Genomic DNA, 20,828 nt, shown 5'->3' with positions numbered 1-20,828 from the left:
ACTAGTATTTAACACATCGAGAGACAACGGGCTCTCACCTAACAAACACTCTGAGGAACGCATCATGAAAAACGTCAAAATTTTTGCTACCGCTGCGCTGCTGGCTACCGCTTCTTTCGCTACCTTCGCCGCTGACCTGCCTTCCAGCCAACCTGCTGCAGACGCCCAGAAGATCGGCGTCGTCACCGTGAGCGGCGCCGCTAACCTGAGCGCGCTGGAAAGCGAACTGGCCAGCAAAGCCGCCGCGTCGGGCGCCAGCGCCTACCGCATCGTCGCCGCCGGTGGTCAGAACAAACTGTACGGCACCGCAGAAATCTTCAACTGATCGTCGGACAGCCAACCGACGGAAGAAAGAAGCCCCGCAAGGGGCTTTTCTCGTTTTAGCGGGCGTCAAAGCGCGCCGCCAACTTCTGCAGGCGGAACTGTTCGGTGATGAAATCGACGAACACCCGGGTTTTGGTCGGTAAGAATTTGGTGGTGGGAAAATAGAGATACACGCTGCCGCGATCGACATACCAGCCCGGCAGAACCCGCATCAGACGGCCGCTTTCCAGATAAGGCGCCGCATTCGGCATGCCGATCAGCGCGATGCCCAATCCCATTTCCGCCGCCCGCGCCGCCGCTTCCGGTTCATTGACCGTCATGCTGACCGTCATCCCCGGCGCACGCTGCTCATTCTGGGCATTTCGCAGCGGCTGGTGGCGAATGCGCCCGGTCTGCGGCGAACGGATGAAAATCCCGGCGTGTTGCGCCAGTTGCTCCGGCTCCGTCAACGGCGGCCGCTGCCGCAAGTATTCTGCCGAAGCGACCAATACGCCATGCGCGGGCGCCAGCTCGCGAGCAATCATCCCCTGCGCCAACTCGATGCCGCCGCCCAGCGCAGCGTCAAAGTTCTCACCGATCAGATCCACCTGGCGATTGTCGAAATGCCAGTCCGGTACAATCGCCGGGTACTGCGTCAAAAACATCGGCAGCATCGGCAACACGAAGTGCAGGCCGAAGGCGGTGCCCATGCTGACCTTCAAGCCGCCGGCCGCCGCGCCGCCGCCGCTGCTCAACCCCTTCAATGCACACTGGATCGATTGCAACCCGCCGCTCACCTCACCGAGAAAACGCTCGCCTGCTTCGGTGAGGATCAACTTGCGGGTATTGCGTTGAAACAGCCGCACGCCGACCACCGCCTCCAGCCGGGTGACATTCTTGCTTACCGCCGCCGGGCTGAGGCCCAGCTTGCGGCCGGCGGCGGAGAAACTGCCGTTTTCCGCGCTGCTGACGAAGCACTCCAGATGTCCCAGCATGCTTTTTCCTTATGGATTTTAAACTAATGGTTTTAACTGATTATAGCTCTTTGTGGCTAGTGGCCGTGCAAGCGATCTCCGATACTGAATGCCGACACTTTACCCTCATCCACTCTGGAGAAATAACATGACCACAGCACTCCCACTGCAAGGCAAAGTCGCATTCGTTCAGGGCGGTTCCCGCGGCATCGGCGCCGCCATCGTTAAACGCTTGGCGAGCGAGGGCGCCGCCGTCGCCTTTACCTACGCCGCCTCGGCCGATCGCGCCGAAGCGGTGGCGAGCGCCGTTACCGCCGCCGGCGGCAAAGTCCTCGCCATCAAGGCCGACAGCGCCGATGCTGCGGCGCTGCAGCAGGCGGTTCGCCAGGCGGTGAGTCACTTCGGCAACCTGGATATTCTGGTGAACAACGCCGGGGTATTTACGCTGGGCGGCACCGAGGAACTGGCGCTGGACGACCTGGATCGCATGCTGGCGGTCAACGTACGCAGCGTATTCGTCGCCAGCCAGGAGGCGGCGCGCCACATGAACGACGGCGGCCGTATCATCCACATCGGCAGCACCAACGCCGAGCGCGTGCCGTTCGGCGGCGCGGCGGTGTACGCGATGAGCAAATCGGCGCTGGTCGGGTTGACCAAGGGCATGGCGCGCGATCTCGGCCCACGCGGCATCACCGTCAATAACGTGCAGCCCGGCCCGGTGGACACCGAAATGAACCCGGACGCCGGCGAGTTCGCCGATCAGCTCAAGCAGCTGATGGCGATCGGCCGTTACGGCAAAGATGAAGAAATCGCCGGTTTCGTCTCCTACCTGGCGGGCCCGCAGGCGGGTTATATCACCGGCGCCAGTCTGAGCATCGACGGCGGCTTCTCGGCGTAGCCGTCTCTGAAATGCAAAAAGCCCCGTGAAGGGGCTTTTTTAATGGCGAATTACGCTTCGACACCGTCGCCGTCAATGCAGGCCACCGCACCTTCGTCCATCCCCATCGGGAAATGGCGGTCAAAGCGATCCTTCAGATCCTCCAGGCTGATTTCGGCAAAGCGCGCCAGCAGCGCCTGCTCGGCCTCATCCAACACGTTGCCCAGCGCCTGATTTACCGCCGCCTCCACTGCACATTCCGGGTGCTCTTCCCCACCGCCGATGGCAAACAGCTGCTTAACGCCCACCGCCCGGTAGATATCGAGCAGGCTGATGTTCCGCAGATCGTCGGCGATACGCCACCCACCGTGATGGCCCTTTTCCGACGCAACAAAACCGGCGTCACGCAGGCCGGCCAAGGTGCGCCTGACCACGGCGCTGTTGGTGCCCAGCATCGCGGCGATCTGTTCCGAGGTGTAAACCCCCTTGTGACGCGCCATATGCAGCAACACGTGCAGCATGCGCGAAAGCTTGTTGTCCTGACGCATTCCCACCTTCCTTTCAGCCCAGCATAATCTCGTATCTTACAATGATACGAAAGATTGACAACGGCGAATATCACGTGCTTTTATAGGTTACATGAAATGACCGGCGTTCTCTTGGGCGCTGAAAACCCATTGCACCATGACCTCGTAAGGAATAATGATGACTCCCGTATCGGCTTCAGATCTCTCGGCATGCCTGATGATCGCGCTGGCGTCGGCCAGCATTTCCATGACCCTGACGCAAACCGAACTCTTCACGCCGCTGCGGGCCTGGGCGGCGCGCAAAAACGCCCTGCTGGGCCATTTGTTCCAATGCTTTTACTGCATGAGCCACTGGGTGGTGATTGCAGGGATGCTGGTTTACCGCCCGGCGCTGTTGCACAGTGGCATCGGCCCGATCGATTGGGTGATGACCGCCTTCATCGTGCTCACCGTCACCACCTTTATCAACGGCCTGCTGTTTAAAGCATTTCAGGCGGCCGTGCGCACTCATGTGATGAAACACGAGGCACAGCAGATGTTGAATTCGCATGAGCAGTGATGAGGCCGTGCATGAACCAGAACACCAATGACATTTTCAACGGCGAATTTTCCCGCCGGTATGACGCCGGCAACGCGCGCTTCAATACGATTAGCGACAATCTTCACTTTTTGATTGCGCTCCTGTTGAAAGATTTACCCGCCAATGCCCACATCCTGTGCGTTGGCGTGGGAACCGGCACCGAGATGATCCATTTGGCCGGCCAGAACCCGAGCTGGCGTTTCACCGGCGTGGATCCCTCTGCCGACATGTTGGCGGTGTGCGCTGCCAAGCTACAGCAGGCGGGGATTGGCGAACGCTGCACGTTGGTGGAGGGCTATCTGCAGGATCTGCCGAGCGCACCAGATTACGACGCCGTACTGTGCCTGCTGGTGACCCATTTTATTCTCGATGACGCACGTGGCGACCTCTATCACCATATGGCGTCACGGCTAAATACCGCAGGCCGGATGGTGATTGCGGAAATTTCCGGTGATACGACAGCGGCGGATTTCGACCAGCACCTGGCCAGCTGGGCCGCCATGCAGTCTCTTGACGGTCAAACTCCGCGCACGCCGGTTGAACTCCGAGCCCAGTTGCAGCAACGGCTGCTGCTGCTGCCGCCGGAACGCACCGAACGGTTGATCGCCGAAGCCGGATTTTCTCCGCCGCAGCGTTTCTTCCAGTCATTGCTGATCCACGCATGGACGGCCCGTAAACCGGCATAAAAAAACCCCGCCTGAGCGGGGTTTTTCGCGATATTTTCCAGGCGAACCTTAGAATGGGATATCGTCGTCGAAATCCATTGGCGGTTCGTTGCTGCTGGCCGCCGGTGCGCTGTTCTGCGCCGGGCGAGACTGCTGCTGGCCGCCGCTGAACTGGTTGCCGCCCTGTGGCTGCTGAGGCTGGCCCCAACCGCCCTGGCCGCCGGCAGATTGACCTGCCGGTGCGCCGCCGCCCTGACGGCCGCCCAGCATCTGCATGGTGCCGCCGACGTTAACCACGATCTCGGTGGTGTAGCGATCCTGGCCGCTCTGATCCTGCCATTTACGGGTCTGCAGGGAGCCTTCGATGTAGACCTGAGAGCCTTTACGCAGGTATTCGCCCGCCACTTCGGCCAGTTTGCCGAACAGCACGACGCGGTGCCATTCGGTCTTCTCTTTCTGTTCGCCGGTCGCCTTGTCACGCCAGCTTTCGGAGGTCGCCAGGGTAATGTTGGCCACTGCGCCGCCGTTCGGCATGTAACGGACTTCTGGATCCTGACCCAGATTCCCGACCAGAATTACTTTGTTTACGCCTCTGCTGGCCATGAGCACTTCTCCCGATGATTGATTTCTACACAGTATAAACGCGTCAGTTTACCACGCTGAGTGCGAAACCACACCCGTGTTGATAAGTGCGAATTGCATTCCAGAATTGTCTTTTCGATCGGCCTTGTTGCATTCGCATACTGGATATTCATTCAGGTTTTTTTGTGTCATAATTATGCGTTTCGACCAGGCTGTGCCGGTTTTTTGCGAGATCCATCACAAAATCCCCCGCAAAAATCGCGACAGGCGCGGTGTATCATCAAGACGGGAAGTGTAAATGGACAATATCGAAGTTCGTGGTGCTCGAACCCATAATCTGAAAAACATCAACCTGATCATCCCGCGTGACAAACTGATCGTCGTCACCGGCCTGTCCGGTTCCGGCAAGTCTTCGCTGGCTTTCGATACGCTGTACGCCGAAGGGCAGCGGCGCTATGTCGAATCACTCTCCGCCTATGCGCGCCAGTTCCTGTCGCTGATGGAAAAACCGGACGTCGATCATATCGAAGGCCTGTCGCCGGCGATCTCCATCGAGCAGAAATCCACCTCGCACAACCCGCGATCCACGGTCGGCACCATTACCGAGATCCACGACTACCTGCGCCTGCTGTTCGCCCGCGTCGGCGAGCCGCGCTGCCCGGACCACCATGTGCCGCTGGCGGCGCAGACCGTCAGCCAGATGGTCGACAACGTGCTGAGCCAGCCGGAAGGCAAGCGCCTGATGCTGCTGGCGCCGGTGGTGAAAGACCGCAAGGGCGAGCACACCAAAACGCTGGAAAACCTGGCCGCCCAGGGCTATATCCGCGCGCGCATCGACGGCGAAGTGTGCGATCTGTCCGATCCGCCGAAGCTGGAGCTGCAGAAGAAACACACCATCGAAGTGGTGGTCGACCGTTTCAAGGTGCGCGACGACATGGCGCAGCGCCTGGCCGAGTCGTTCGAAACCGCGCTGGAGCTGTCCGGCGGCACCGCGGTGGTGGCGGACATGGACGACGAAAAAGCGGACGAGCTGCTGTTCTCCGCCAACTTCGCCTGCCCGATCTGCGGCTACAGCATGCGCGAGCTGGAACCGCGCCTGTTTTCCTTCAACAACCCGGCCGGCGCCTGCCCGACCTGCGACGGCCTGGGCGTGCAGCAGTTCTTCGATCCGGATCGCGTGGTGCAAAACCCCGAGCTGTCGCTGGCCGGCGGCGCGATCCGCGGCTGGGATCGCCGCAACTTCTACTATTTCCAGATGCTGCGCTCGCTGGCGGAGCACTATGAGTTCGACGTCGAAGCGCCATTCAACACCCTGAGCGCCAACGTGCAGAAGGCGGTGCTGAGCGGCTCCGGCAAAGAGTCTATAGAATTCAAATACATCAACGATCGCGGTGACACCACCGTGCGCCGCCATCCGTTCGAAGGCGTGCTGCACAACATGGAGCGCCGCTATAAAGAGACCGAGTCCAGCGCGGTGCGCGAAGAGCTGGCGAAGTTCATCAGCAACCGCCCTTGCGCCTCGTGCCACGGCACTCGCCTGCGTGAAGAAGCACGCAACGTGTTCGTCGAAGACACCACGCTGCCGGAGATCTCCGATCTGAGCATCGGCCATGCGATGACCTTCTTCCAGAACATGAAGCTCAGCGGCCAACGCGCCAAGATCGCCGAGAAAGTGCTGAAAGAGATCGGTGACCGCCTGAAATTCCTGGTGAACGTCGGCCTGAACTACCTGTCACTGTCTCGCTCGGCGGAGACGCTCTCCGGCGGCGAAGCGCAGCGAATCCGTTTGGCCAGCCAGATCGGCGCCGGCCTGGTGGGCGTGATGTACGTGCTGGATGAGCCGTCGATCGGCCTGCACCAGCGCGACAACGAGCGCCTGCTGGAAACGCTGATCCACCTGCGCAACCTCGGCAACACGGTGATCGTGGTGGAGCATGACGAAGACGCCATCCGCGCCGCCGATCACGTGATCGACATCGGCCCCGGCGCCGGCGTACACGGCGGCCAGGTGGTGGCGGAAGGCACCGTCGACGACATCATGGCGCAGCCGGAATCGCTGACCGGCCAGTTCCTCAGCGGCAAGCGCGAGATCGCCATCCCCGCGCAGCGCGTGCAGGCCGATCCGACCAAGGTGCTGAAGCTGAGCGGCGCGCGCGGCAACAACCTGAAGGACGTGACGCTGACGCTGCCGGTCGGTCTGTTTACCTGCATCACCGGCGTTTCCGGTTCCGGCAAATCGACGCTGATCAACGATACGCTGTTCCCGATCGCCCAGCGCCAGCTCAACGGCGCCACCATCGCCGAACCGGCGCCGTTCCGCGAAGTGACCGGCCTGGAACATTTCGACAAGGTGATCGACATCGATCAGAGCCCGATCGGCCGCACGCCGCGCTCCAACCCGGCCACCTACACCGGCATCTTCACCCCGGTGCGCGAGCTGTTCGCCGGCGTGCCGGAATCGCGCAGCCGCGGTTACACGCCGGGCCGCTTCAGCTTCAACGTCAAGGGCGGACGCTGTGAAGCCTGCCAGGGCGACGGGGTGATCAAGGTCGAGATGCACTTCCTGCCGGACATCTACGTGCCGTGCGACCAGTGCAAGGGCAAGCGTTATAACCGCGAAACGCTGGAAGTGAAGTACAAGGGCAAGAGCATCCACGAAGTGCTGGAGATGACCATCGAAGAAGCGCGCGATTTCTTCGACGCGGTGCCGGCGCTGGCGCGCAAGCTGCAGACCCTGATGGATGTCGGCCTGTCCTACATCCGCCTCGGCCAGTCGGCCACCACGCTCTCCGGCGGTGAAGCGCAGCGCGTCAAGCTGGCGCGCGAACTGTCGAAGCGCGGCACTGGCCAAACGCTGTATATCCTCGACGAACCGACCACCGGTCTGCACTTCGCCGATATCCAACAGCTGTTAGCGGTGCTGCATCAGTTGCGCGATCAGGGCAATACCATCGTGGTCATCGAGCATAACCTGGATGTGATCAAGACCGCCGACTGGATCGTCGATCTGGGGCCGGAAGGCGGCAGCGGCGGCGGCGAGATCCTGGTCGCCGGCACGCCGGAAACGGTGGCCGATTGTGAGAAATCGCACACCGCACGCTTCCTGAAGCCGCTGTTGAACCAGTAATGCCGCCGGCGTGCGGGCCGTCGCTCAGGCGGTCCGCACGCTGACCCGTTTCCCCGCAATCAAACAGAAACGGGCAAGATTTCGACATTTTCAGGCATTTCCCTCCGCACTCACCGCTTTTATCATCAATGTTCCCTCGGCGGCCGCCCTGTCTGATTCAGGCCGCGTCTCGCCGGCACTTCGCTGCCGGTCAAACGTTGTCCCCCATACATTGATAACTGGAGCGACCATGAACATTACCCATGCCTATGCCGCACATGACGCGAAGTCTGCGCTGGTGCCTTTCGATTACCAGCCGCGCGCCCTGCGCGACCACGATGTGCAAATTCAGGTGTTGTTCTGCGGCGTCTGCCACTCGGATCTGCACCAGGCGCGCAATGAATGGAGCAATACGATTTACCCGGTGGTGCCGGGCCACGAAATCGTCGGCCGCGTTAGCGCCGTCGGCGACCATGTCTCGCGTTACCGGGTCGGCGATCTGGTCGGCGTCGGTTGCATGGTGGATTCCTGCCGCAGCTGCCCGAGCTGCGATGAGGGGCTGGAACAGTATTGCGAGAATGGCTTTACCGGCACCTATAACGGCCAGGATCGCCACACCGGCGCCGTAACCTACGGCGGCTACTCCACCAATCTGGTGGTGGATCAGGACTTCGTGCTGCGCGTGCCGGAAAACCTCGATCCGGCCGGGGTCGCGCCGCTGCTGTGCGCCGGCATCACCACCTATTCGCCGCTGCGCCAGTGGGGCGCGGGGCCAGGCAAAAAGGTCGGCATCGTCGGCCTCGGCGGGCTGGGGCACATGGGCGTCAAACTGGCGCGGGCGATGGGCGCGCACGTGGTGCTGTTCACCACCTCGCCGTCGAAAATCGAAGACGCCAAGCGCCTCGGCGCCCATGAAGTGGTGATTTCGCGCAACCCGGATGAGATGGCGCAGCACGTTAATAGCTTCGACTTCATCCTCAACACGGTAGCAGCTCAGCACGATCTGAACCCGTTCCTCAACTTGCTGCGCCGCGACGGCACCCTGACGCTGGTCGGCGCACCGGAGCACGATCATCCGTCACCGCAGGTGTTCAACCTGATCATGAAGCGCCGCCGCATCGCCGGTTCGCTGATCGGTGGCATCGCGGAAACGCAAGAGATGCTGGACTTCTGCGGCCAACACGGCATCACGTCCGATATCGAGCTGATCCCGATGCAGCAAATTAATGAGGCCTATGAGCGCATGCTGAAAAGCGACGTGAAGTACCGCTTCGTGGTGGATATCGACTCGCTGCGAGCCTGATGACGGCGGGCGCCCGGCGGCGCCCGTTTTTTTATAGCTGCTTGATGACCCTGGCCGGGTTGCCGCCCACCACGCAGTTGGCCGGCACGTCTTTGGTCACTACCGCGCCGGAGGCCACGACCGCATTATCGCCGATGGTCACCCCCGGATTGATCACCGCGCGCCCGCCGATCCACACATTGTCGCCAATCCTGACAGTCTTACCGAACTCCGCGCCGCCGACGCGGGTCTCGGCGTCCAGCGGATGGGTCGCGGTGTAAATATGCACGCCCGGCGCCAGCAGGCAGTTGTCGCCGATATGCACTTCGCACACGTCGAGGATCACGCAGTCGAAATTGGCGTAGAAGTTCTTGCCGAGATAAATGTTATAGCCGTAGTCGCAGCGGAAGGTCGGCTCGATGGTGCCGCCCTGATAGCCGCCCAGCAGCTCACCCAGCCACTGTTTGCGCAGCTCACCCTCTTCCGGCGAGGAGTGGTTATAGCGATGCGTCAACTGGCGCGCGCGCCGACGTTCGCTGCGCAGCAGGTCGTCGCCGGCGTCGTACAGTTCCCCGGCGATCATCTTGCGCTTTTCTTCGCTCATGGCCATGTCGGCCTCCTTAATCTTATCCGCGTTTCTTGAATGCCCAAGCGTAGCCGCTTTTGCCCGGCGACAAAAAGGGAACGTTCCCAATTTAAAACCGCGATCACGATTTAACACGGGAAAACAGGAGAAAAACGAGGGCCGCCGCCCGGCTATCAGGCGCGCAGTTCCTGGCGCACGTGTTCGGGCAGGCCTTCCACCACCAGCTGATAGGAGCTGTCGATCAGCGTGTAAAACTGCGAGTTCGGCAGGTTGCCGTCGAGAAACACCGTATTCCAGTGCGCCTTGTTCAGTCCGTCGCAGGCGACGATCTCCGGATGGTGTTCACGCAGGCTTTCCGCCAGCTCCGGGCTGGCCTTGACCGCCAGCGCCGGCCGCCCTTCGATCTCGCACACCATGGCGAACATCACGTCGCCCACCTTGATCTGGCTGGCCTGCCACTGGTTCTGGTCGCTCTGCTCCGCGCCCGGCTTCGCCATGCAGTACTCCAGCAATGCGCTGTTATTCATTGGGTTATTCCCCCTGTAATGTGGCCACAATACGGCGTGCTCCGCCGTGGATGCGGTGCTCCCCCAGCCAGATGCCCTGCCATGTGCCCAACATCAGCCGCCCATGCCTGACGGGCAGCGTCAAGGAAGCGCCCAGCAGCGAGGATTTGATGTGCGCCGGCATGTCGTCCGGCCCTTCGTAGTCATGCTGATAGGGTGCGTTTTCCGGCACCTGACGCAGGAAATGCTGCTCCATATCGGCTCGCACCGTGGGATCGCAGTTCTCGTTGAGCGTCAGCGAGGCCGAGGTGTGCTGCAGCAACAGATGCAGCAAGCCGGTTTGCAGGCGGTGTAAGTGGGTTAACTGGTTGGTGATCTCGTCGGTAACCAGATGAAAGCCACGCGCTTTTGCGCTGAGGATTAGCGTTTGCTGATGCCACATGAGTGAGCGCCCCTCAATCAGTATATTCTCTCTCCGGTTTGCGGCAACTTCGGCGGCGCGCCGGCAATAAAAAAGGAGCGATATCGCTATCGCTCCCGATGAACGTCCGTTCAGACTAACAGGCGTTACTGCACCGCGGCAAACGCCTCGGCCACCTGACGCACGTTGTTGTGGTTCAGGCCGGCCACGCACATGCGGCCGCTGTGGATCAGGTAGACGCCGAACTCTTCACGCAAGCGATCGACCTGCGCCGCGCTGAAGCCGGTGTAGCTGAACATACCGCGCTGCGCCAACAGGTAGTCAAAGTTGCGCTGCGGCAGCGCGCTCTTCAGGGTGTCCACCAGCGCGTGACGCATTTCGAGAATGCGGGTGCGCATGCTCTCCACTTCGTCCAGCCACTGGGTTTTGAGCTGGGCGTCGTTCAGCACCTTGGCCACCAGCTGCGCGCCGAAGTTTGGCGGGCTTGAGTAGTTGCGGCGCACGGTGGCCTTCAGCTGGCCCAGCACGCGCCCGGCCGCCTCTTCGCTTTCGCACACCACCGACAGGCCGCCGACGCGCTCGCCGTACAGCGAGAAAATCTTCGAGAACGAGTTGCTCACCAGGCACGGCAGGCCGGCCGCCGCGATGGCGCGAATGGCGTAGGCGTCTTGCTCCATGCCGCCGCCGAAGCCCTGATAGGCGATATCGAGGAATGGAATGATTTCACGCTCGGCGATCACCTTGACCACCTCATCCCACTGGGCGGGGGTCAGGTCGGAACCGGTCGGGTTGTGGCAGCACGGGTGCAGCAGCGCGATGCTGTGCTTCGGCAGCTGTTTCAGCGCAGCGAGCATGGCGTCGAACTTCACGCCCAGGCTTTCGCTGTCGAAATACGGGTAGGTATTCACTTTGAAACCGGCGCCGCTGAAGATGGCGACGTGGTTTTCCCAGGTCGGATCGCTGACCCACACCTGCGAATCCGGGAAATAGGTTTTCAGGAAGTCGGCGCCCACTTTCAACGCGCCGGAACCGCCGACGGTCTGAATGGTGGCGATGCGCCCCTGCTGCAGCATCGGGTGCTGCGCGCCGAACAGCAACTGCTGAATGGCGGAACGGTAGGGTTGCAGCCCTTCCATCGGCAGGTATACCGAGGCGCCGTGCTCGACGCTGTTCAACTGCGCTTCCGCCGCAGCGACCGCCCGCATCTGCGGAATGATGCCCTGCGCATCGTAGTACAGGCCGATACTCAGGTTCACCTTGTGCGCACGCGGGTCTTGTTTGAATTTTTCCATCAGCGACAGAATGGGATCGCCGGCATAGGCGTCAACGTTCTGGAACACGGGGTTTTTCTCCTGGTTTATTGTGGTTTGGGCACAGCGTTACGTTCCTAATATAGACGGAAAAGCGCATTCGGTTTTAGCTTTATCTCGTCACCGGCAACAAACCGTTTTCCTTGATGCGATTGAGCACCACCGCCGTTTTGATATGCGCCACGCTTTTGTGCGGCGACAGCGTCTGGCTGATGAATTCGCTCAGCGCCGGCAGGTCAGCCACCGCCACTTTCAGCAGGTAATCGGCGTCGCCGGTGGTCTTGTAAGCGTCGAGGATCGCGTCCACGTCCTCCAGCATCTGATGAAAGCTGTCGATCTGCTCCTGCGCGTGCGTGATCAGGCTGACTTCGATCAGCCCCACCAGCCCCAGGCCGACCGCCTCCGGCGCCAGCCGCGCGTGGTAACCGCGGATCAGCTGCGCCTGCTCCAGGCTGATGCGCCGCCGTGAGCACTGGGAAGCGGAAAGCCCCACCAACTCGCTCAGTTCCTGATTGGTCAGACGGCCGTTGGCCTGTAACAGCGTCAGGATTTTCATATCAAAATCGTCAATGTTGTACATAGCCACCTGTAAACTGTGTTAATAAATGTTGACGTTACAGCCTACCAGTTTTTTTACCGTTGCCGACGTCACACCCTGGCGTTTGAATCGCGTACAGCAGCAACGCCCGGCGTTTTCGCCGGTAAGCGGCATAAAAAACGGCTAACTCATGCAGGCAAACGACAATTAACGGCGAAGTAACGCATAAAACCACGAATGTATAAAAAGGACGCCAGATGAAAAAGCTTCTCCCCCTCGCGCTGCTGCTCGCCGCCGGCGGTGCCGGTGCGCAATCCCACCTGGACAAGGTGCTGCAGCAGAAGACCCTGGAGGTCTGCACCACCGGCGACTACAAGCCCTATACCTTCCTCAAGGAAGACGGCGGCTATGAAGGCATCGATATCGACATGGCGGAATCGCTGGCGAAGAGCCTGGGCGCCAAGGTGAAGTGGGTGAAAACCAGCTGGAAAACCCTGACCCCGGACTTCGTCGGCGGCAAGTGCGACATCGCCATGGGCGGCATCTCCGTCACGCTGGAGCGGCAAAAGCAGGTGTTCTTCGCCGACAAGCTGGATACCGACGGCAAAATCCCGCTGGTGCGCTGCACCGACGTGAAGAAATACCGCACGATAGAACAGATCAACAAACCGTCGGTGCGTCTGTTGGAACCGGCGGGCGGCACCAATGAAGCCTTCGTGCACGCCTATCTGCCGAAGGCCAAACTGACGCTGACGCACGACAACATGAGCATTTTCCAGCAGTTGGTGGATCGCAAGGCGGACGTGATGATCACCGACGCCTCCGAGGCGTTGTACCAACAAAAGCGCTATCCGAAGCTGTGCGCGGTGAATCCGACCAAACCGATGCAGTACGGCGAGAAGGCTTACATGCTGCCGCGCGACGATCTGAGTTGGAAACTGTATGTGGATCAGTGGCTGCACCTGGCCAAGGCGACCGGCGAGTATCAGAAGGTTATCGATAAGTGGTTGGCGGTAAAGAAGTAACGCGCTGAGAAACGGGGCCGACGCGCGTCGGCCCCTGCGGCGCATCAGTCGCCGATGTATTCCATCGCCACGCGCTGCGTGAGCTTGGTGATCAGTTCATAAGCGCTGATGCCGGTGCAGGCGGCGATACGCTCGACCGGCAATGCCGGCCCCCACAGCACCGCTTCATCCCCCACCTTATCGGCGGCATCCGGCCCGAGATCGACCGAAATCATGTCCATCGACACCCGGCCGACGATCGGCACTTCACGGCCGTTGATCAGGATCGGCGTGCCGGTCGGCGCGCTGCGCGGGTAACCGTCGCCGTATCCCATCGCCACCACGCCCAGCCGGGTATCGCGCGGACTTACCCAGGTGCCGCCGTAGCCGACCGCTTCGCCGGCCTTGTGCTCGCGCACCGCGATCAGGCTGGATTTCAGGGTCATCGCCGGCTGCAGACCATGCTCGGCGCCGCTGCCGTTATCCAGCGGCGACACGCCGTACAGAATGATGCCGGGACGCACCCACTCGTTGTGGGCGTCCGGCCACAGCAGCGTGCCGCCGGAGGCGGCGACCGAGCGCTGGCCCGGTTTGCCGCGCGCGAACTGCTCGAAGCAGGCGATCTGTTTCAGGGTGGCGTCGGACTCCGGCTCATCGGCGCGGCTGAAGTGGCTCATGATATTGACCGGCTGCGCCACGTTGCGGCAGGCGCACAGGCGCTGATAAAACGCTTCCGCCTGTTCGGGACGCACCCCCAACCGATGCATGCCGGTATCGAGCTTCATCCACACCGGCACCGGGCGCGCCAGTTCGGCCTGCTCCAGCGCTTCGAGCTGTTCGATGCAGTGCACCGCGGTTTCGATGTTGTTCGCCACCAGCACCGGCAGGTCTTCGGCACAGAAGAAACCTTCCAGCAGCAGGATCGGTTTGACGATGCCGCCGGAACGCAGCATCAGCGCCTCGCCGATGCGCGCCACGCCGTAGCAGTCGGCGTCTTGCAGGGTGTGTGCTGTTTCCAGCAGGCCATGTCCATAAGCGTTTGCTTTCACAACGGCAATCAGGCGGCTTTGCGGCGCCTGGCGGCGCACCTGTTGCAGATTATGTCGCAGAGCGCGGCGGTCGATTACAGCGGTTGCCGCTTTCATTTCAGTTCCTTAGCTGATTATTCGTCATCGTATTGTGGCCCCGCGTAGTTGTCGAAACGCGACCACTGGCCGTTAAAGGTAAGGCGCACGGTGCCGATGGGGCCGTTACGCTGCTTACCGATAATAATTTCCGCGATCCCTTTCAGATCGCTGTTCTCGTGATACACCTCATCACGATAGATGAACATAATCAGGTCGGCATCCTGCTCGATAGAGCCGGATTCACGCAAGTCGGAGTTGACCGGGCGTTTGTCGGCGCGCTGCTCCAGGCTTCGGTTCAGCTGCGACAGCGCCACCACCGGCACCTGCAGCTCTTTCGCCAGCGCCTTCAGCGAGCGCGAAATCTCGGCGATCTCCAGCGTACGGTTGTCGGACAGGGCCGGCACGCGCATCAACTGCAGGTAGTCGATCATGATAAGGCTAAGCCCGTCGTGCTCGCGGAAAATGCGCCGCGCGCGCGAGCGCACTTCGGTCGGCGTCAGGCCGGAGGAGTCGTCGATGTACATGTTGCGCTTCTCCAGCAGGATGCCCATGGTGCTGGAAATGCGCGCCCAGTCCTCGTCGTCGAGCTGGCCGGTACGGATGCGCGTCTGATCCACGCGCGACAGCGACGCCAGCATACGCATCATGATCTGCTCGCCAGGCATCTCCAGGCTGAAGATCAGCACCGGTTTTTCCTGGGTCATCGCGGCGTTTTCGCACAGGTTCATGGCGAAGGTGGTTTTCCCCATCGAAGGACGGGCGGCGACGATGATCAGATCGGACTTTTGCATGCCCGCGGTTTTCTTGTTGAGGTCCTGATAGCCGGTATCAACCCCGGTCACGCCGTCGTGCGGCTGCTGATACAGCTGCTCGATGCGCGACACGGTGTCTTCCAGGATGCGCTCGATGCCCTTCGGGCCTTCGTCTTTGCTGGCGCGGTTCTCGGCGATTTGGAACACGCGGGATTCCGCCAGATCGAGCAGGTCTTCGCTGCTGCGCCCCTGCGGATCGTAGCCGGCGTCGGCGATTTCGTTAGCCACCGAGATCATTTCGCGCACCACCGCGCGCTCGCGCACGATGTCCGCGTAGGCGCCGATGTTGGCGGCGCTCGGGGTGTTTTTCGACAGCTCAGCCAGGTAGGCGAAGCCGCCGACCGAGTCCAGCTCGCCCTTCTGCTCGAGCGATTCGGACAGGGTGATGAGGTCGATCGGCTTGCTCATCTCCAGCAGACGCTGCATCTCGGTAAAGATCAGGCGGTGCGGGCGGCTGAAGAAGTCGTTGGCGACCACGCGCTCCGCCACGTTGTCCCAGCGCTCGTTATCCAGCATCAAACCGCCCAACACCGACTGTTCTGCCTCCAGCGAGTGCGGCGGCATCTTCAGCCCTTCCATCTGACGATCTCTGGAACGCTCTCTGGTTTCGTCCGCGTTTGTTTTGTTGGTTGGTTTTTTTCCTGCCATGAAACGTAGTCTTTATCCGGTTGCGAATGAGGGTGAGGCTGCTGACGCAAGAGTATACGTGATTTTTCCGCACGATTCCGCCGCATAATTGCCACAGGCCGGCGCACGGGCAGGCTAGATCTCCGCAGCCAAAAGGCATAGGGTGAATTCAGATAACCAAATGAGGGTAGAACATGGCCAAGCGCATTCAATTCTCCGCCACCGGCGGGCCGGAAGTCTTGCAATACGTTGATTTTACACCGCTCGATCCGGCGGCCGGCGAAGTGCAGATCGAGAACAAGGCGATCGGCATCAACTACATCGATACCTATGTACGCAGCGGCCTGTATGCGCCGGCGAGCCTGCCGAGCGGCCTCGGCACCGAAGCGGCCGGCGTGGTGGTCAAGGTCGGCGCCGGCGTCAGCGCGATCAAACCGGGTGACCGGGTGGTGTATGCGCAATCGGCGCTCGGCGCCTACAGCGAGATCCACAACGTGCCGGAAGAAAAAGTGGCGCTGCTGCCGCACAACCTGAGCTTTGAACAGGGCGCCGCCTCTTTCCTGAAAGGGCTGACGGTACACTACCTGCTGCGCCAGACCCACGACGTGCAACCGGGTGAAGTGTTTCTGTTCCATGCCGCCGCCGGCGGCGTCGGCCTTATCGCCTGCCAATGGGCGAAAGCGCTGGGCGCGCGCCTGATCGGCAGCGTCGGCTCCGACGAGAAGGCCGCGCTGGCGAAGCAGGCCGGCGCCTGGGCCACCATCAACTACCATAAAGAAGATATCGCCCAACGAGTGGCCGAGCTGACGCACGGCGAGAAGGTCGGTGTGGTGTACGATTCGGTGGGGCAAAGCACCTGGCAGGCCTCGCTCAACAGCCTGAAGCGGCGCGGCCTGATGGTCAGCTTCGGCAACGCCTCAGGCCCGGTGACCGGCGTCGATCTGGCGCTGCTGAATCAGAAGGGCTCGCTGTACGTCACCCGCCCCTCCCTCAACGGCTACATCACCAACCGCGCCGAGCTGCAGTACGCCAGCAACGAGCTGTTCTCCCTGATCGGCAGCGGCGCCATTCGGGTGGAAGTGAAAGACGAGCAGAAATTCGCGCTGGCCGACGCCCAGCGGGCACACCAAGTATTGGAAAGCCGCAGCACCAGTGGCTCCAGTCTGCTGATCCCCTGATCGCGGCAAAAGAAAAGGGCTCCTTGCGGAGCCCTTTCTGTTACTGCGTTTTGTAGGGGTAGAGCAGAGTCCGCCAGAGACCGGGGGTTGCTTCAGCAACACGAATTTTGGTTGTCTCTCACGGTGATGAAATCGGTCGCATCACTGCATCGACCAACATCCTAGCAGCCCCGTCCGGCAAAAAACACGCTTTATGTGCCACATCGCCGGGTAAAACTGCCAAGCTGTGATCGCTGCCGCATTAGCGTGGCGGGCAGTTATGCAAGTTTCATCGCGACTGACTGATTATTCGGCAAAAAATCAGTAACGCCGGATCTGGGGTTTCTGCATCGAACGGTAAATCCATACCCCAACCACCGCCAAAATCAACCACGGCAACAGCTTAATCACCACCGCGAACAACCCACCCAACAGCATGAACGCCGCCGCCGCCAACAGCGCAGCGAAGATCCCCAGCAGCGAGATGCCGGTCACCATCAGCATCACCACAAAGCCAATGAGAAAGAAGATTTCCAACATGATTGCTCCTTTGCAACTCAACGTATCTGCAGAGTGGATTACAAGAAGCGTGCCAGAATGGCGGAAGGGCTAACCTATTGAAAAAACGGGGCAGACATCCGGCAACACGCCGAATGCCTGGCGAAAAAGACTAACTGTTGGTCAAACTTTTTGTGGGTTACGCCATTTCGACGCGCGGCTGACGCACCAACGCCAGCGCCTGCTCCACCACCCGCGCATCGGCGCCCGGCTTGTGGGCGTTCTCGCTCAGGTGGCGACGCCACTGGCGCGCGCCCGGCACACCCTGGAACAAACCGAGGATGTGGCGGGTGATGTGGCCGAGATAGGTGCCGTTGGACAGCTCGCGCTCAATATACGGATACAGCGCTTCGACGATCGCCACGCTGTCCGGCACCGCGGTCTGCGCGCCGAACAGTTCGCTGTCGACCCGCGCCAGGATGCCCGGATTCTGGTACGCCTCGCGCCCCATCATCACGCCGTCCAAATGCTGCAGGTGCTGTTGCGCCTCTTCCAGCGTTTTCACTCCACCGTTGATGGCGATGGTCAGCGCCGGGAAATCCCGCTTCAACTGATAAACGCGCGGGTAGTCCAGCGGCGGCACTTCGCGGTTCTCTTTCGGGCTGAGGCCGGAGAGCCAGGCTTTGCGAGCGTGGATAGTGAACATGTCGCACTCGCCGCGCCCGGCGACGGTCTGGATAAAGTCGCACAGGAAGGCGTAGCTGTCCTGATCGTCGATGCCGATGCGGGTCTTCACCGTCACCGGTATCGATACGACGTCGCGCATCGCCTTGATGCAGTCGGCGACCAGCGTCGCCTGGCCCATCAGGCAGGCGCCGAACATGCCGTTTTGCACGCGATCGGACGGACAGCCGACGTTGAGGTTAATCTCGTCATAACCGCGCTGCTCCGCCAGTTTGGCGCAGTGCGCCAGCGCGACCGGATCGCTGCCGCCCAGCTGCAGCGCCACAGGATGCTCTTCTTCGCTGTAGGCCAGGTAGTCACCCTTGCCGTGTATGATCGCGCCGGTGGTCACCATTTCGGTGTACAGCAGCGTTTCCTTGGTCAGCAGGCGGTGGAAGTAACGGCAATGACGATCGGTCCAGTCGAGCATTGGCGCGATGGAAAAGCGATTGGCGGCGTAGGTTGGGGCGTGGTTGTCTTTCGTCATGCTGAGTTACTGGCTACCTGAGTCTGTCTGGGTTCAACGAACGGCGCGCGGCCGCAAACGGCTATTATAACGACAATCGGCGCCGTTGGGAAAACCGCCTTGCCGGCGGCGTAAATAAGCGGGAGTAAGGCGAATAAATTCACGCGTTCAGGTGTTATCTCATTACGGGCGCGCACGGCGCCTCTGCCTTGAGGACACAACCATGAACAGCTTCATTAAACGCCTGCTGGCATCGACCATTGCCGGCTGCCTGCTGTTTTCCGGCGGGGCGCTGGCGATGGGCGGCGACGGCAGCAGCCAAACCCCGCCGACCTGTCCGAAAGGCCAGGTCTATGACAGTAAAACCCAGACCTGCACGGTGGATAAAAGCAGCAAAGTCGACGACGCCGACCGCACTAACTATGCCTATGCACTGGCGAAAAGCGGCCGCTATCAGGAAGCGATCGATATGCTCAACACGCTGAAAAATCCCAACACCGCCGTCGCACTGAATTATCGCGGCTACGCCACGCGCAAACTTGGCCGCACCGATGAGGGTATCGGCTATTATTTAAAATCAGTCGCCCTCGATCCGAAATACCCCAAAGTGCGCGAGTACCTGGGGGAAGCCTATATGCTGAAAGGGCGGCCCGACCTGGCGCGCCAACAGCTGCAGGTGATCCAGTCGCTGTGCGGCACCGGGTGCGAGGAGTACCGTGATTTGGCGGCAGCCATCGACCGCCACCCGGAATCTTGATCCGACGCGCCTGCGGAGGTGACTATCAGCGGCGATGCGATACGCGATGAACTCGGCCACTATCTCTCCCGCCTATGGCGCTATGCGCTGGTGCTTTCGCACCGGCGGGATATCGCCGACGATCTGGTGCAGGCGACCTGCGTGCGTGCGCTGGAACGCGCCGCGCAATTCACCCCCGGTTCTCACCTGGATCGCTGGTTGTTTTCCATCCTGCACTCCATCTGGCTCAATGAAGTTCGCGCCCAGCATCTTCGCCAGGGGCAAGGCTGCATGGCGGCGGAAGAGCTTGGCGATGCGGACAACGGTGAACAGCCAGTCTGGCTCAATGAAGTGATGCGGCGCGTAAACCGGCTGCCGGCGGCCCAGCGCAACGCGCTGTTTTTGGTGTATGTCGAAGGGCTGTCCTACCGGGAAGCGGCGAAAGTGCTGGCGGTGCCAATCGGCACCGTCATGAGCCGCCTTGCGGCCGCACGTCAGGCCTTGGCCGATGACCGCCAGTTGCCAAACGACGATTCGCACCATAAGAAGCCCCCTCCTCCCCCTTTGCCCCGCACTCGCCGATAAACCGCTGGCCGCCGATTCGTATTCAGCGCCCTATTCCAACGCGCGGATAACCCGGCACGGCTGCCCCAGCGCCAACACATTGGCCGGAATGTCGCCGGTGACGATGCTGCCCGCGCCGATAGTCGTGCCATCGCCGATGGTCACTCCCGGCAGGATCACCACGTTGCCGCCGATCCACACGTTGCTGCCGATGGACACCGGCTGCGCCGAGGTGCGGAAAGGAAAAGCCGGATCGCCGGTAAAGCGTTCACCGGCCTTCAGCGGATGACTCGGCGTGTAGATTTGCACGTTGGGGCCGATCAGCGTGTTGTCGCCGATGGTGATGGTGTTGCAGTCGAGGAACACCGCATTGACGTTGATAAAACAGTTTTTGCCGATGCGGACATGCTGCCCGTAGTCGCACCAGAATGGCGTTTCGATCCAGCTCGCCTCACCCCAGCTGCCGAACAGCTCGCCGAGCAGGCGATTTTTCTCGTCCGCCTGATGCGAATCCAGTGCCTCCAGGCTTTTGGTCAACGCCCTGGCTCGATGGTACAGGGCGATCAGTTCTTCATCGCGGCTGTTGTACTCCAGGCCGCTTAACAGTTTCTCTCTTTCCGTCATCACACAAGGCTCCTGCTTATCACGCGGATGAAGCGCGTTATACCGCTCTCGCCCGCTGCTCTCCAGCGCTAAAACCGGCAACGTTGATTTGCCGTCCGGCGGAGGGGAAAAGTTGTGATGCATCTCTCTTTTAGCGCGCTCAGCGCGCCTTTCTCTGCGCTATCCTCAGGGGAAAAGGGGGCAACTCTCGGCGATTCGCCGTAATCATGGTAAAATCGGCTTTTTTACGTACC

General features: G+C 61.0%; 23 protein-coding genes. 10 read left to right on the top strand and 13 right to left on the bottom strand.

Annotated elements, in window-relative coordinates; genetic code table 11:
* Nucleotides 1–64 precede the first annotated feature (64 nt).
* Nucleotides 65–325, top strand: a complete 261-nt coding sequence (gene bhsA / locus ACTJJ6_RS19390; RefSeq protein ID WP_004936809.1) for a multiple stress resistance protein BhsA — start codon at nt 65–67, stop codon at nt 323–325.
* A 55-nt stretch (nt 326–380) separates the two neighbouring features.
* Here the strand turns inward: bhsA and ACTJJ6_RS19385 are convergent, their stop codons facing one another.
* Complete coding sequence (locus ACTJJ6_RS19385) at nt 381–1,298, bottom strand: LysR family transcriptional regulator (RefSeq protein WP_015379210.1); 918 nt, start codon at nt 1,296–1,298, stop codon at nt 381–383.
* A 127-nt stretch (nt 1,299–1,425) separates the two neighbouring features.
* Here ACTJJ6_RS19385 and ACTJJ6_RS19380 point away from each other — a divergent pair, with 127 nt between their 5' ends.
* Complete coding sequence (locus tag ACTJJ6_RS19380) at nt 1,426–2,175, top strand: 3-oxoacyl-ACP reductase family protein (protein ID WP_049299923.1); 750 nt, start codon at nt 1,426–1,428, stop codon at nt 2,173–2,175.
* A 50-nt stretch (nt 2,176–2,225) separates the two neighbouring features.
* Here ACTJJ6_RS19380 and ACTJJ6_RS19375 read toward each other — a convergent pair whose 3' ends face one another.
* The gene (locus ACTJJ6_RS19375) at nt 2,226–2,702 is read right to left on the bottom strand and encodes an Rrf2 family transcriptional regulator (RefSeq protein WP_049299924.1); all 477 of its coding nucleotides are present in this window, start codon (nt 2,700–2,702) and stop codon (nt 2,226–2,228) included.
* 157 nt (nt 2,703–2,859) lie between these two features.
* Here ACTJJ6_RS19375 and ACTJJ6_RS19370 point away from each other — a divergent pair, with 157 nt between their 5' ends.
* Entirely contained in the window at nt 2,860–3,240 is a 381-nt protein-coding gene (locus tag ACTJJ6_RS19370) for a hypothetical protein (RefSeq protein ID WP_049299925.1), read from the top strand.
* An 11-nt stretch (nt 3,241–3,251) separates the two neighbouring features.
* Nucleotides 3,252–3,947 (top strand): class I SAM-dependent methyltransferase, encoded by a 696-nt coding sequence (locus tag ACTJJ6_RS19365; RefSeq protein ID WP_049299926.1) that lies wholly within the window; start codon nt 3,252–3,254, stop codon nt 3,945–3,947.
* A gap of 48 nt (nt 3,948–3,995) precedes the next feature.
* Here the strand turns inward: ACTJJ6_RS19365 and ssb1 are convergent, their stop codons facing one another.
* Nucleotides 3,996–4,529 carry a single-stranded DNA-binding protein SSB1 gene (ssb1, locus tag ACTJJ6_RS19360; RefSeq protein WP_033654707.1) on the bottom strand — a complete coding sequence of 178 codons (534 nt, stop codon included), beginning with the start codon at nt 4,527–4,529 and terminating at the stop codon, nt 3,996–3,998.
* A gap of 277 nt (nt 4,530–4,806) precedes the next feature.
* On the opposite strand from ssb1, the gene uvrA reads away from it, so the two are divergent.
* Nucleotides 4,807–7,635 (top strand): excinuclease ABC subunit UvrA, encoded by a 2,829-nt coding sequence (gene uvrA / locus ACTJJ6_RS19355; RefSeq protein ID WP_015379213.1) that lies wholly within the window; start codon nt 4,807–4,809, stop codon nt 7,633–7,635.
* 229 nt (nt 7,636–7,864) lie between these two features.
* Nucleotides 7,865–8,917: an NAD(P)-dependent alcohol dehydrogenase gene (locus ACTJJ6_RS19350; protein WP_016930261.1), complete on the top strand. Its 1,053-nt coding sequence runs from the start codon at nt 7,865–7,867 to the stop codon at nt 8,915–8,917.
* 31 nt (nt 8,918–8,948) lie between these two features.
* On the opposite strand, the gene maa is transcribed toward ACTJJ6_RS19350, so the two are convergent.
* From maa to ACTJJ6_RS19325, 5 genes are all read right to left on the bottom strand, one after another.
* Nucleotides 8,949–9,506: a maltose O-acetyltransferase gene (gene maa, locus ACTJJ6_RS19345; protein ID WP_016930262.1), complete on the bottom strand. Its 558-nt coding sequence runs from the start codon at nt 9,504–9,506 to the stop codon at nt 8,949–8,951.
* A gap of 149 nt (nt 9,507–9,655) precedes the next feature.
* On the bottom strand, nt 9,656–10,009 hold the full coding sequence (locus ACTJJ6_RS19340) for an MmcQ/YjbR family DNA-binding protein (protein WP_440803826.1): 354 nt from the start codon (nt 10,007–10,009) through the stop codon (nt 9,656–9,658).
* Nucleotides 10,010–10,013: 4 nt separating this feature from the next.
* A complete protein-coding gene (locus ACTJJ6_RS19335; protein ID WP_016930264.1) occupies nt 10,014–10,430 on the bottom strand; it encodes a secondary thiamine-phosphate synthase enzyme YjbQ in 417 nt (138 codons plus the stop codon).
* Between the two features lie 125 nt (nt 10,431–10,555).
* Nucleotides 10,556–11,749 carry an amino acid aminotransferase gene (locus ACTJJ6_RS19330; protein WP_016930265.1) on the bottom strand — a complete coding sequence of 398 codons (1,194 nt, stop codon included), beginning with the start codon at nt 11,747–11,749 and terminating at the stop codon, nt 10,556–10,558.
* A gap of 82 nt (nt 11,750–11,831) precedes the next feature.
* Nucleotides 11,832–12,299, bottom strand: coding sequence for an Lrp/AsnC family transcriptional regulator (locus ACTJJ6_RS19325; RefSeq protein WP_016930266.1), 468 nt, complete (start codon nt 12,297–12,299; stop codon nt 11,832–11,834).
* A 215-nt stretch (nt 12,300–12,514) separates the two neighbouring features.
* Here ACTJJ6_RS19325 and ACTJJ6_RS19320 point away from each other — a divergent pair, with 215 nt between their 5' ends.
* Nucleotides 12,515–13,282: a transporter substrate-binding domain-containing protein gene (locus tag ACTJJ6_RS19320; protein ID WP_016930267.1), complete on the top strand. Its 768-nt coding sequence runs from the start codon at nt 12,515–12,517 to the stop codon at nt 13,280–13,282.
* A 44-nt stretch (nt 13,283–13,326) separates the two neighbouring features.
* Here ACTJJ6_RS19320 and alr read toward each other — a convergent pair whose 3' ends face one another.
* Together alr and dnaB are read right to left on the bottom strand one after the other, a co-directional pair.
* On the bottom strand, nt 13,327–14,406 hold the full coding sequence (gene alr, locus ACTJJ6_RS19315; protein ID WP_016930268.1) for an alanine racemase: 1,080 nt from the start codon (nt 14,404–14,406) through the stop codon (nt 13,327–13,329).
* Between the two features lie 17 nt (nt 14,407–14,423).
* Nucleotides 14,424–15,848: a replicative DNA helicase gene (dnaB, locus tag ACTJJ6_RS19310; RefSeq protein ID WP_025160134.1), complete on the bottom strand. Its 1,425-nt coding sequence runs from the start codon at nt 15,846–15,848 to the stop codon at nt 14,424–14,426.
* A gap of 173 nt (nt 15,849–16,021) precedes the next feature.
* On the opposite strand from dnaB, the gene ACTJJ6_RS19305 reads away from it, so the two are divergent.
* Entirely contained in the window at nt 16,022–17,005 is a 984-nt protein-coding gene (locus tag ACTJJ6_RS19305; RefSeq protein ID WP_049299928.1) for a quinone oxidoreductase, read from the top strand.
* 300 nt (nt 17,006–17,305) lie between these two features.
* On the opposite strand, the gene pspG is transcribed toward ACTJJ6_RS19305, so the two are convergent.
* A complete protein-coding gene (gene pspG, locus ACTJJ6_RS19300) occupies nt 17,306–17,524 on the bottom strand; it encodes an envelope stress response protein PspG (protein ID WP_016930270.1) in 219 nt (72 codons plus the stop codon).
* Nucleotides 17,525–17,681: 157 nt separating this feature from the next.
* A complete protein-coding gene (dusA, locus tag ACTJJ6_RS19295) occupies nt 17,682–18,692 on the bottom strand; it encodes a tRNA dihydrouridine(20/20a) synthase DusA (RefSeq protein ID WP_016930271.1) in 1,011 nt (336 codons plus the stop codon).
* Nucleotides 18,693–18,894: 202 nt separating this feature from the next.
* On the opposite strand from dusA, the gene ACTJJ6_RS19290 reads away from it, so the two are divergent.
* Together ACTJJ6_RS19290 and ACTJJ6_RS19285 are read left to right on the top strand one after the other, a co-directional pair.
* Nucleotides 18,895–19,428 (top strand): tetratricopeptide repeat protein, encoded by a 534-nt coding sequence (locus ACTJJ6_RS19290; protein WP_016930272.1) that lies wholly within the window; start codon nt 18,895–18,897, stop codon nt 19,426–19,428.
* 18 nt (nt 19,429–19,446) lie between these two features.
* The gene (locus ACTJJ6_RS19285; protein ID WP_049299929.1) at nt 19,447–19,992 is read left to right on the top strand and encodes an RNA polymerase sigma factor; all 546 of its coding nucleotides are present in this window, start codon (nt 19,447–19,449) and stop codon (nt 19,990–19,992) included.
* Between the two features lie 30 nt (nt 19,993–20,022).
* Here ACTJJ6_RS19285 and ACTJJ6_RS19280 read toward each other — a convergent pair whose 3' ends face one another.
* On the bottom strand, nt 20,023–20,595 hold the full coding sequence (locus tag ACTJJ6_RS19280; protein WP_033639268.1) for a sugar O-acetyltransferase: 573 nt from the start codon (nt 20,593–20,595) through the stop codon (nt 20,023–20,025).
* Nucleotides 20,596–20,828 lie beyond the last annotated feature (233 nt).

This window comes from Serratia sp. 22278 (genome assembly GCF_052045405.1).
GTDB lineage: Bacteria > Pseudomonadota > Gammaproteobacteria > Enterobacterales > Enterobacteriaceae > Serratia > Serratia marcescens.
Note: the sequence above shows the minus strand (reverse complement) of the source record. Positions and strands in the feature narration are given on the sequence as shown.

What these genes read in the sequence shown, in the direction of transcription:
- pspG (WP_016930270.1), bottom strand. Translation starts at nt 17,524, where the DNA reads ATGTTGGAAATCTTCTTTCTCATTGGCTTTGTGGTGATGCTGATGGTG.
- ACTJJ6_RS19320 (WP_016930267.1), top strand. Translation starts at nt 12,515, where the DNA reads ATGAAAAAGCTTCTCCCCCTCGCGCTGCTGCTCGCCGCCGGCGGTGCC.
- ACTJJ6_RS19305 (WP_049299928.1), top strand. Translation starts at nt 16,022, where the DNA reads ATGGCCAAGCGCATTCAATTCTCCGCCACCGGCGGGCCGGAAGTCTTG.
- maa (WP_016930262.1), bottom strand. Translation starts at nt 9,506, where the DNA reads ATGGCCATGAGCGAAGAAAAGCGCAAGATGATCGCCGGGGAACTGTAC.
- uvrA (WP_015379213.1), top strand. Translation starts at nt 4,807, where the DNA reads ATGGACAATATCGAAGTTCGTGGTGCTCGAACCCATAATCTGAAAAAC.
- ssb1 (WP_033654707.1), bottom strand. Translation starts at nt 4,529, where the DNA reads ATGGCCAGCAGAGGCGTAAACAAAGTAATTCTGGTCGGGAATCTGGGT.
- ACTJJ6_RS19290 (WP_016930272.1), top strand. Translation starts at nt 18,895, where the DNA reads ATGAACAGCTTCATTAAACGCCTGCTGGCATCGACCATTGCCGGCTGC.
- ACTJJ6_RS19375 (WP_049299924.1), bottom strand. Translation starts at nt 2,702, where the DNA reads ATGCGTCAGGACAACAAGCTTTCGCGCATGCTGCACGTGTTGCTGCAT.
- bhsA (WP_004936809.1), top strand. Translation starts at nt 65, where the DNA reads ATGAAAAACGTCAAAATTTTTGCTACCGCTGCGCTGCTGGCTACCGCT.
- ACTJJ6_RS19340 (WP_440803826.1), bottom strand. Translation starts at nt 10,009, where the DNA reads ATGAATAACAGCGCATTGCTGGAGTACTGCATGGCGAAGCCGGGCGCG.
- ACTJJ6_RS19365 (WP_049299926.1), top strand. Translation starts at nt 3,252, where the DNA reads ATGAACCAGAACACCAATGACATTTTCAACGGCGAATTTTCCCGCCGG.
- ACTJJ6_RS19280 (WP_033639268.1), bottom strand. Translation starts at nt 20,595, where the DNA reads ATGACGGAAAGAGAGAAACTGTTAAGCGGCCTGGAGTACAACAGCCGC.
- alr (WP_016930268.1), bottom strand. Translation starts at nt 14,406, where the DNA reads ATGAAAGCGGCAACCGCTGTAATCGACCGCCGCGCTCTGCGACATAAT.
- ACTJJ6_RS19385 (WP_015379210.1), bottom strand. Translation starts at nt 1,298, where the DNA reads ATGCTGGGACATCTGGAGTGCTTCGTCAGCAGCGCGGAAAACGGCAGT.
- ACTJJ6_RS19380 (WP_049299923.1), top strand. Translation starts at nt 1,426, where the DNA reads ATGACCACAGCACTCCCACTGCAAGGCAAAGTCGCATTCGTTCAGGGC.
- ACTJJ6_RS19325 (WP_016930266.1), bottom strand. Translation starts at nt 12,299, where the DNA reads ATGTACAACATTGACGATTTTGATATGAAAATCCTGACGCTGTTACAG.
- ACTJJ6_RS19370 (WP_049299925.1), top strand. Translation starts at nt 2,860, where the DNA reads ATGACTCCCGTATCGGCTTCAGATCTCTCGGCATGCCTGATGATCGCG.
- ACTJJ6_RS19350 (WP_016930261.1), top strand. Translation starts at nt 7,865, where the DNA reads ATGAACATTACCCATGCCTATGCCGCACATGACGCGAAGTCTGCGCTG.
- dnaB (WP_025160134.1), bottom strand. Translation starts at nt 15,848, where the DNA reads ATGGCAGGAAAAAAACCAACCAACAAAACAAACGCGGACGAAACCAGA.
- dusA (WP_016930271.1), bottom strand. Translation starts at nt 18,692, where the DNA reads ATGACGAAAGACAACCACGCCCCAACCTACGCCGCCAATCGCTTTTCC.
- ACTJJ6_RS19335 (WP_016930264.1), bottom strand. Translation starts at nt 10,430, where the DNA reads ATGTGGCATCAGCAAACGCTAATCCTCAGCGCAAAAGCGCGTGGCTTT.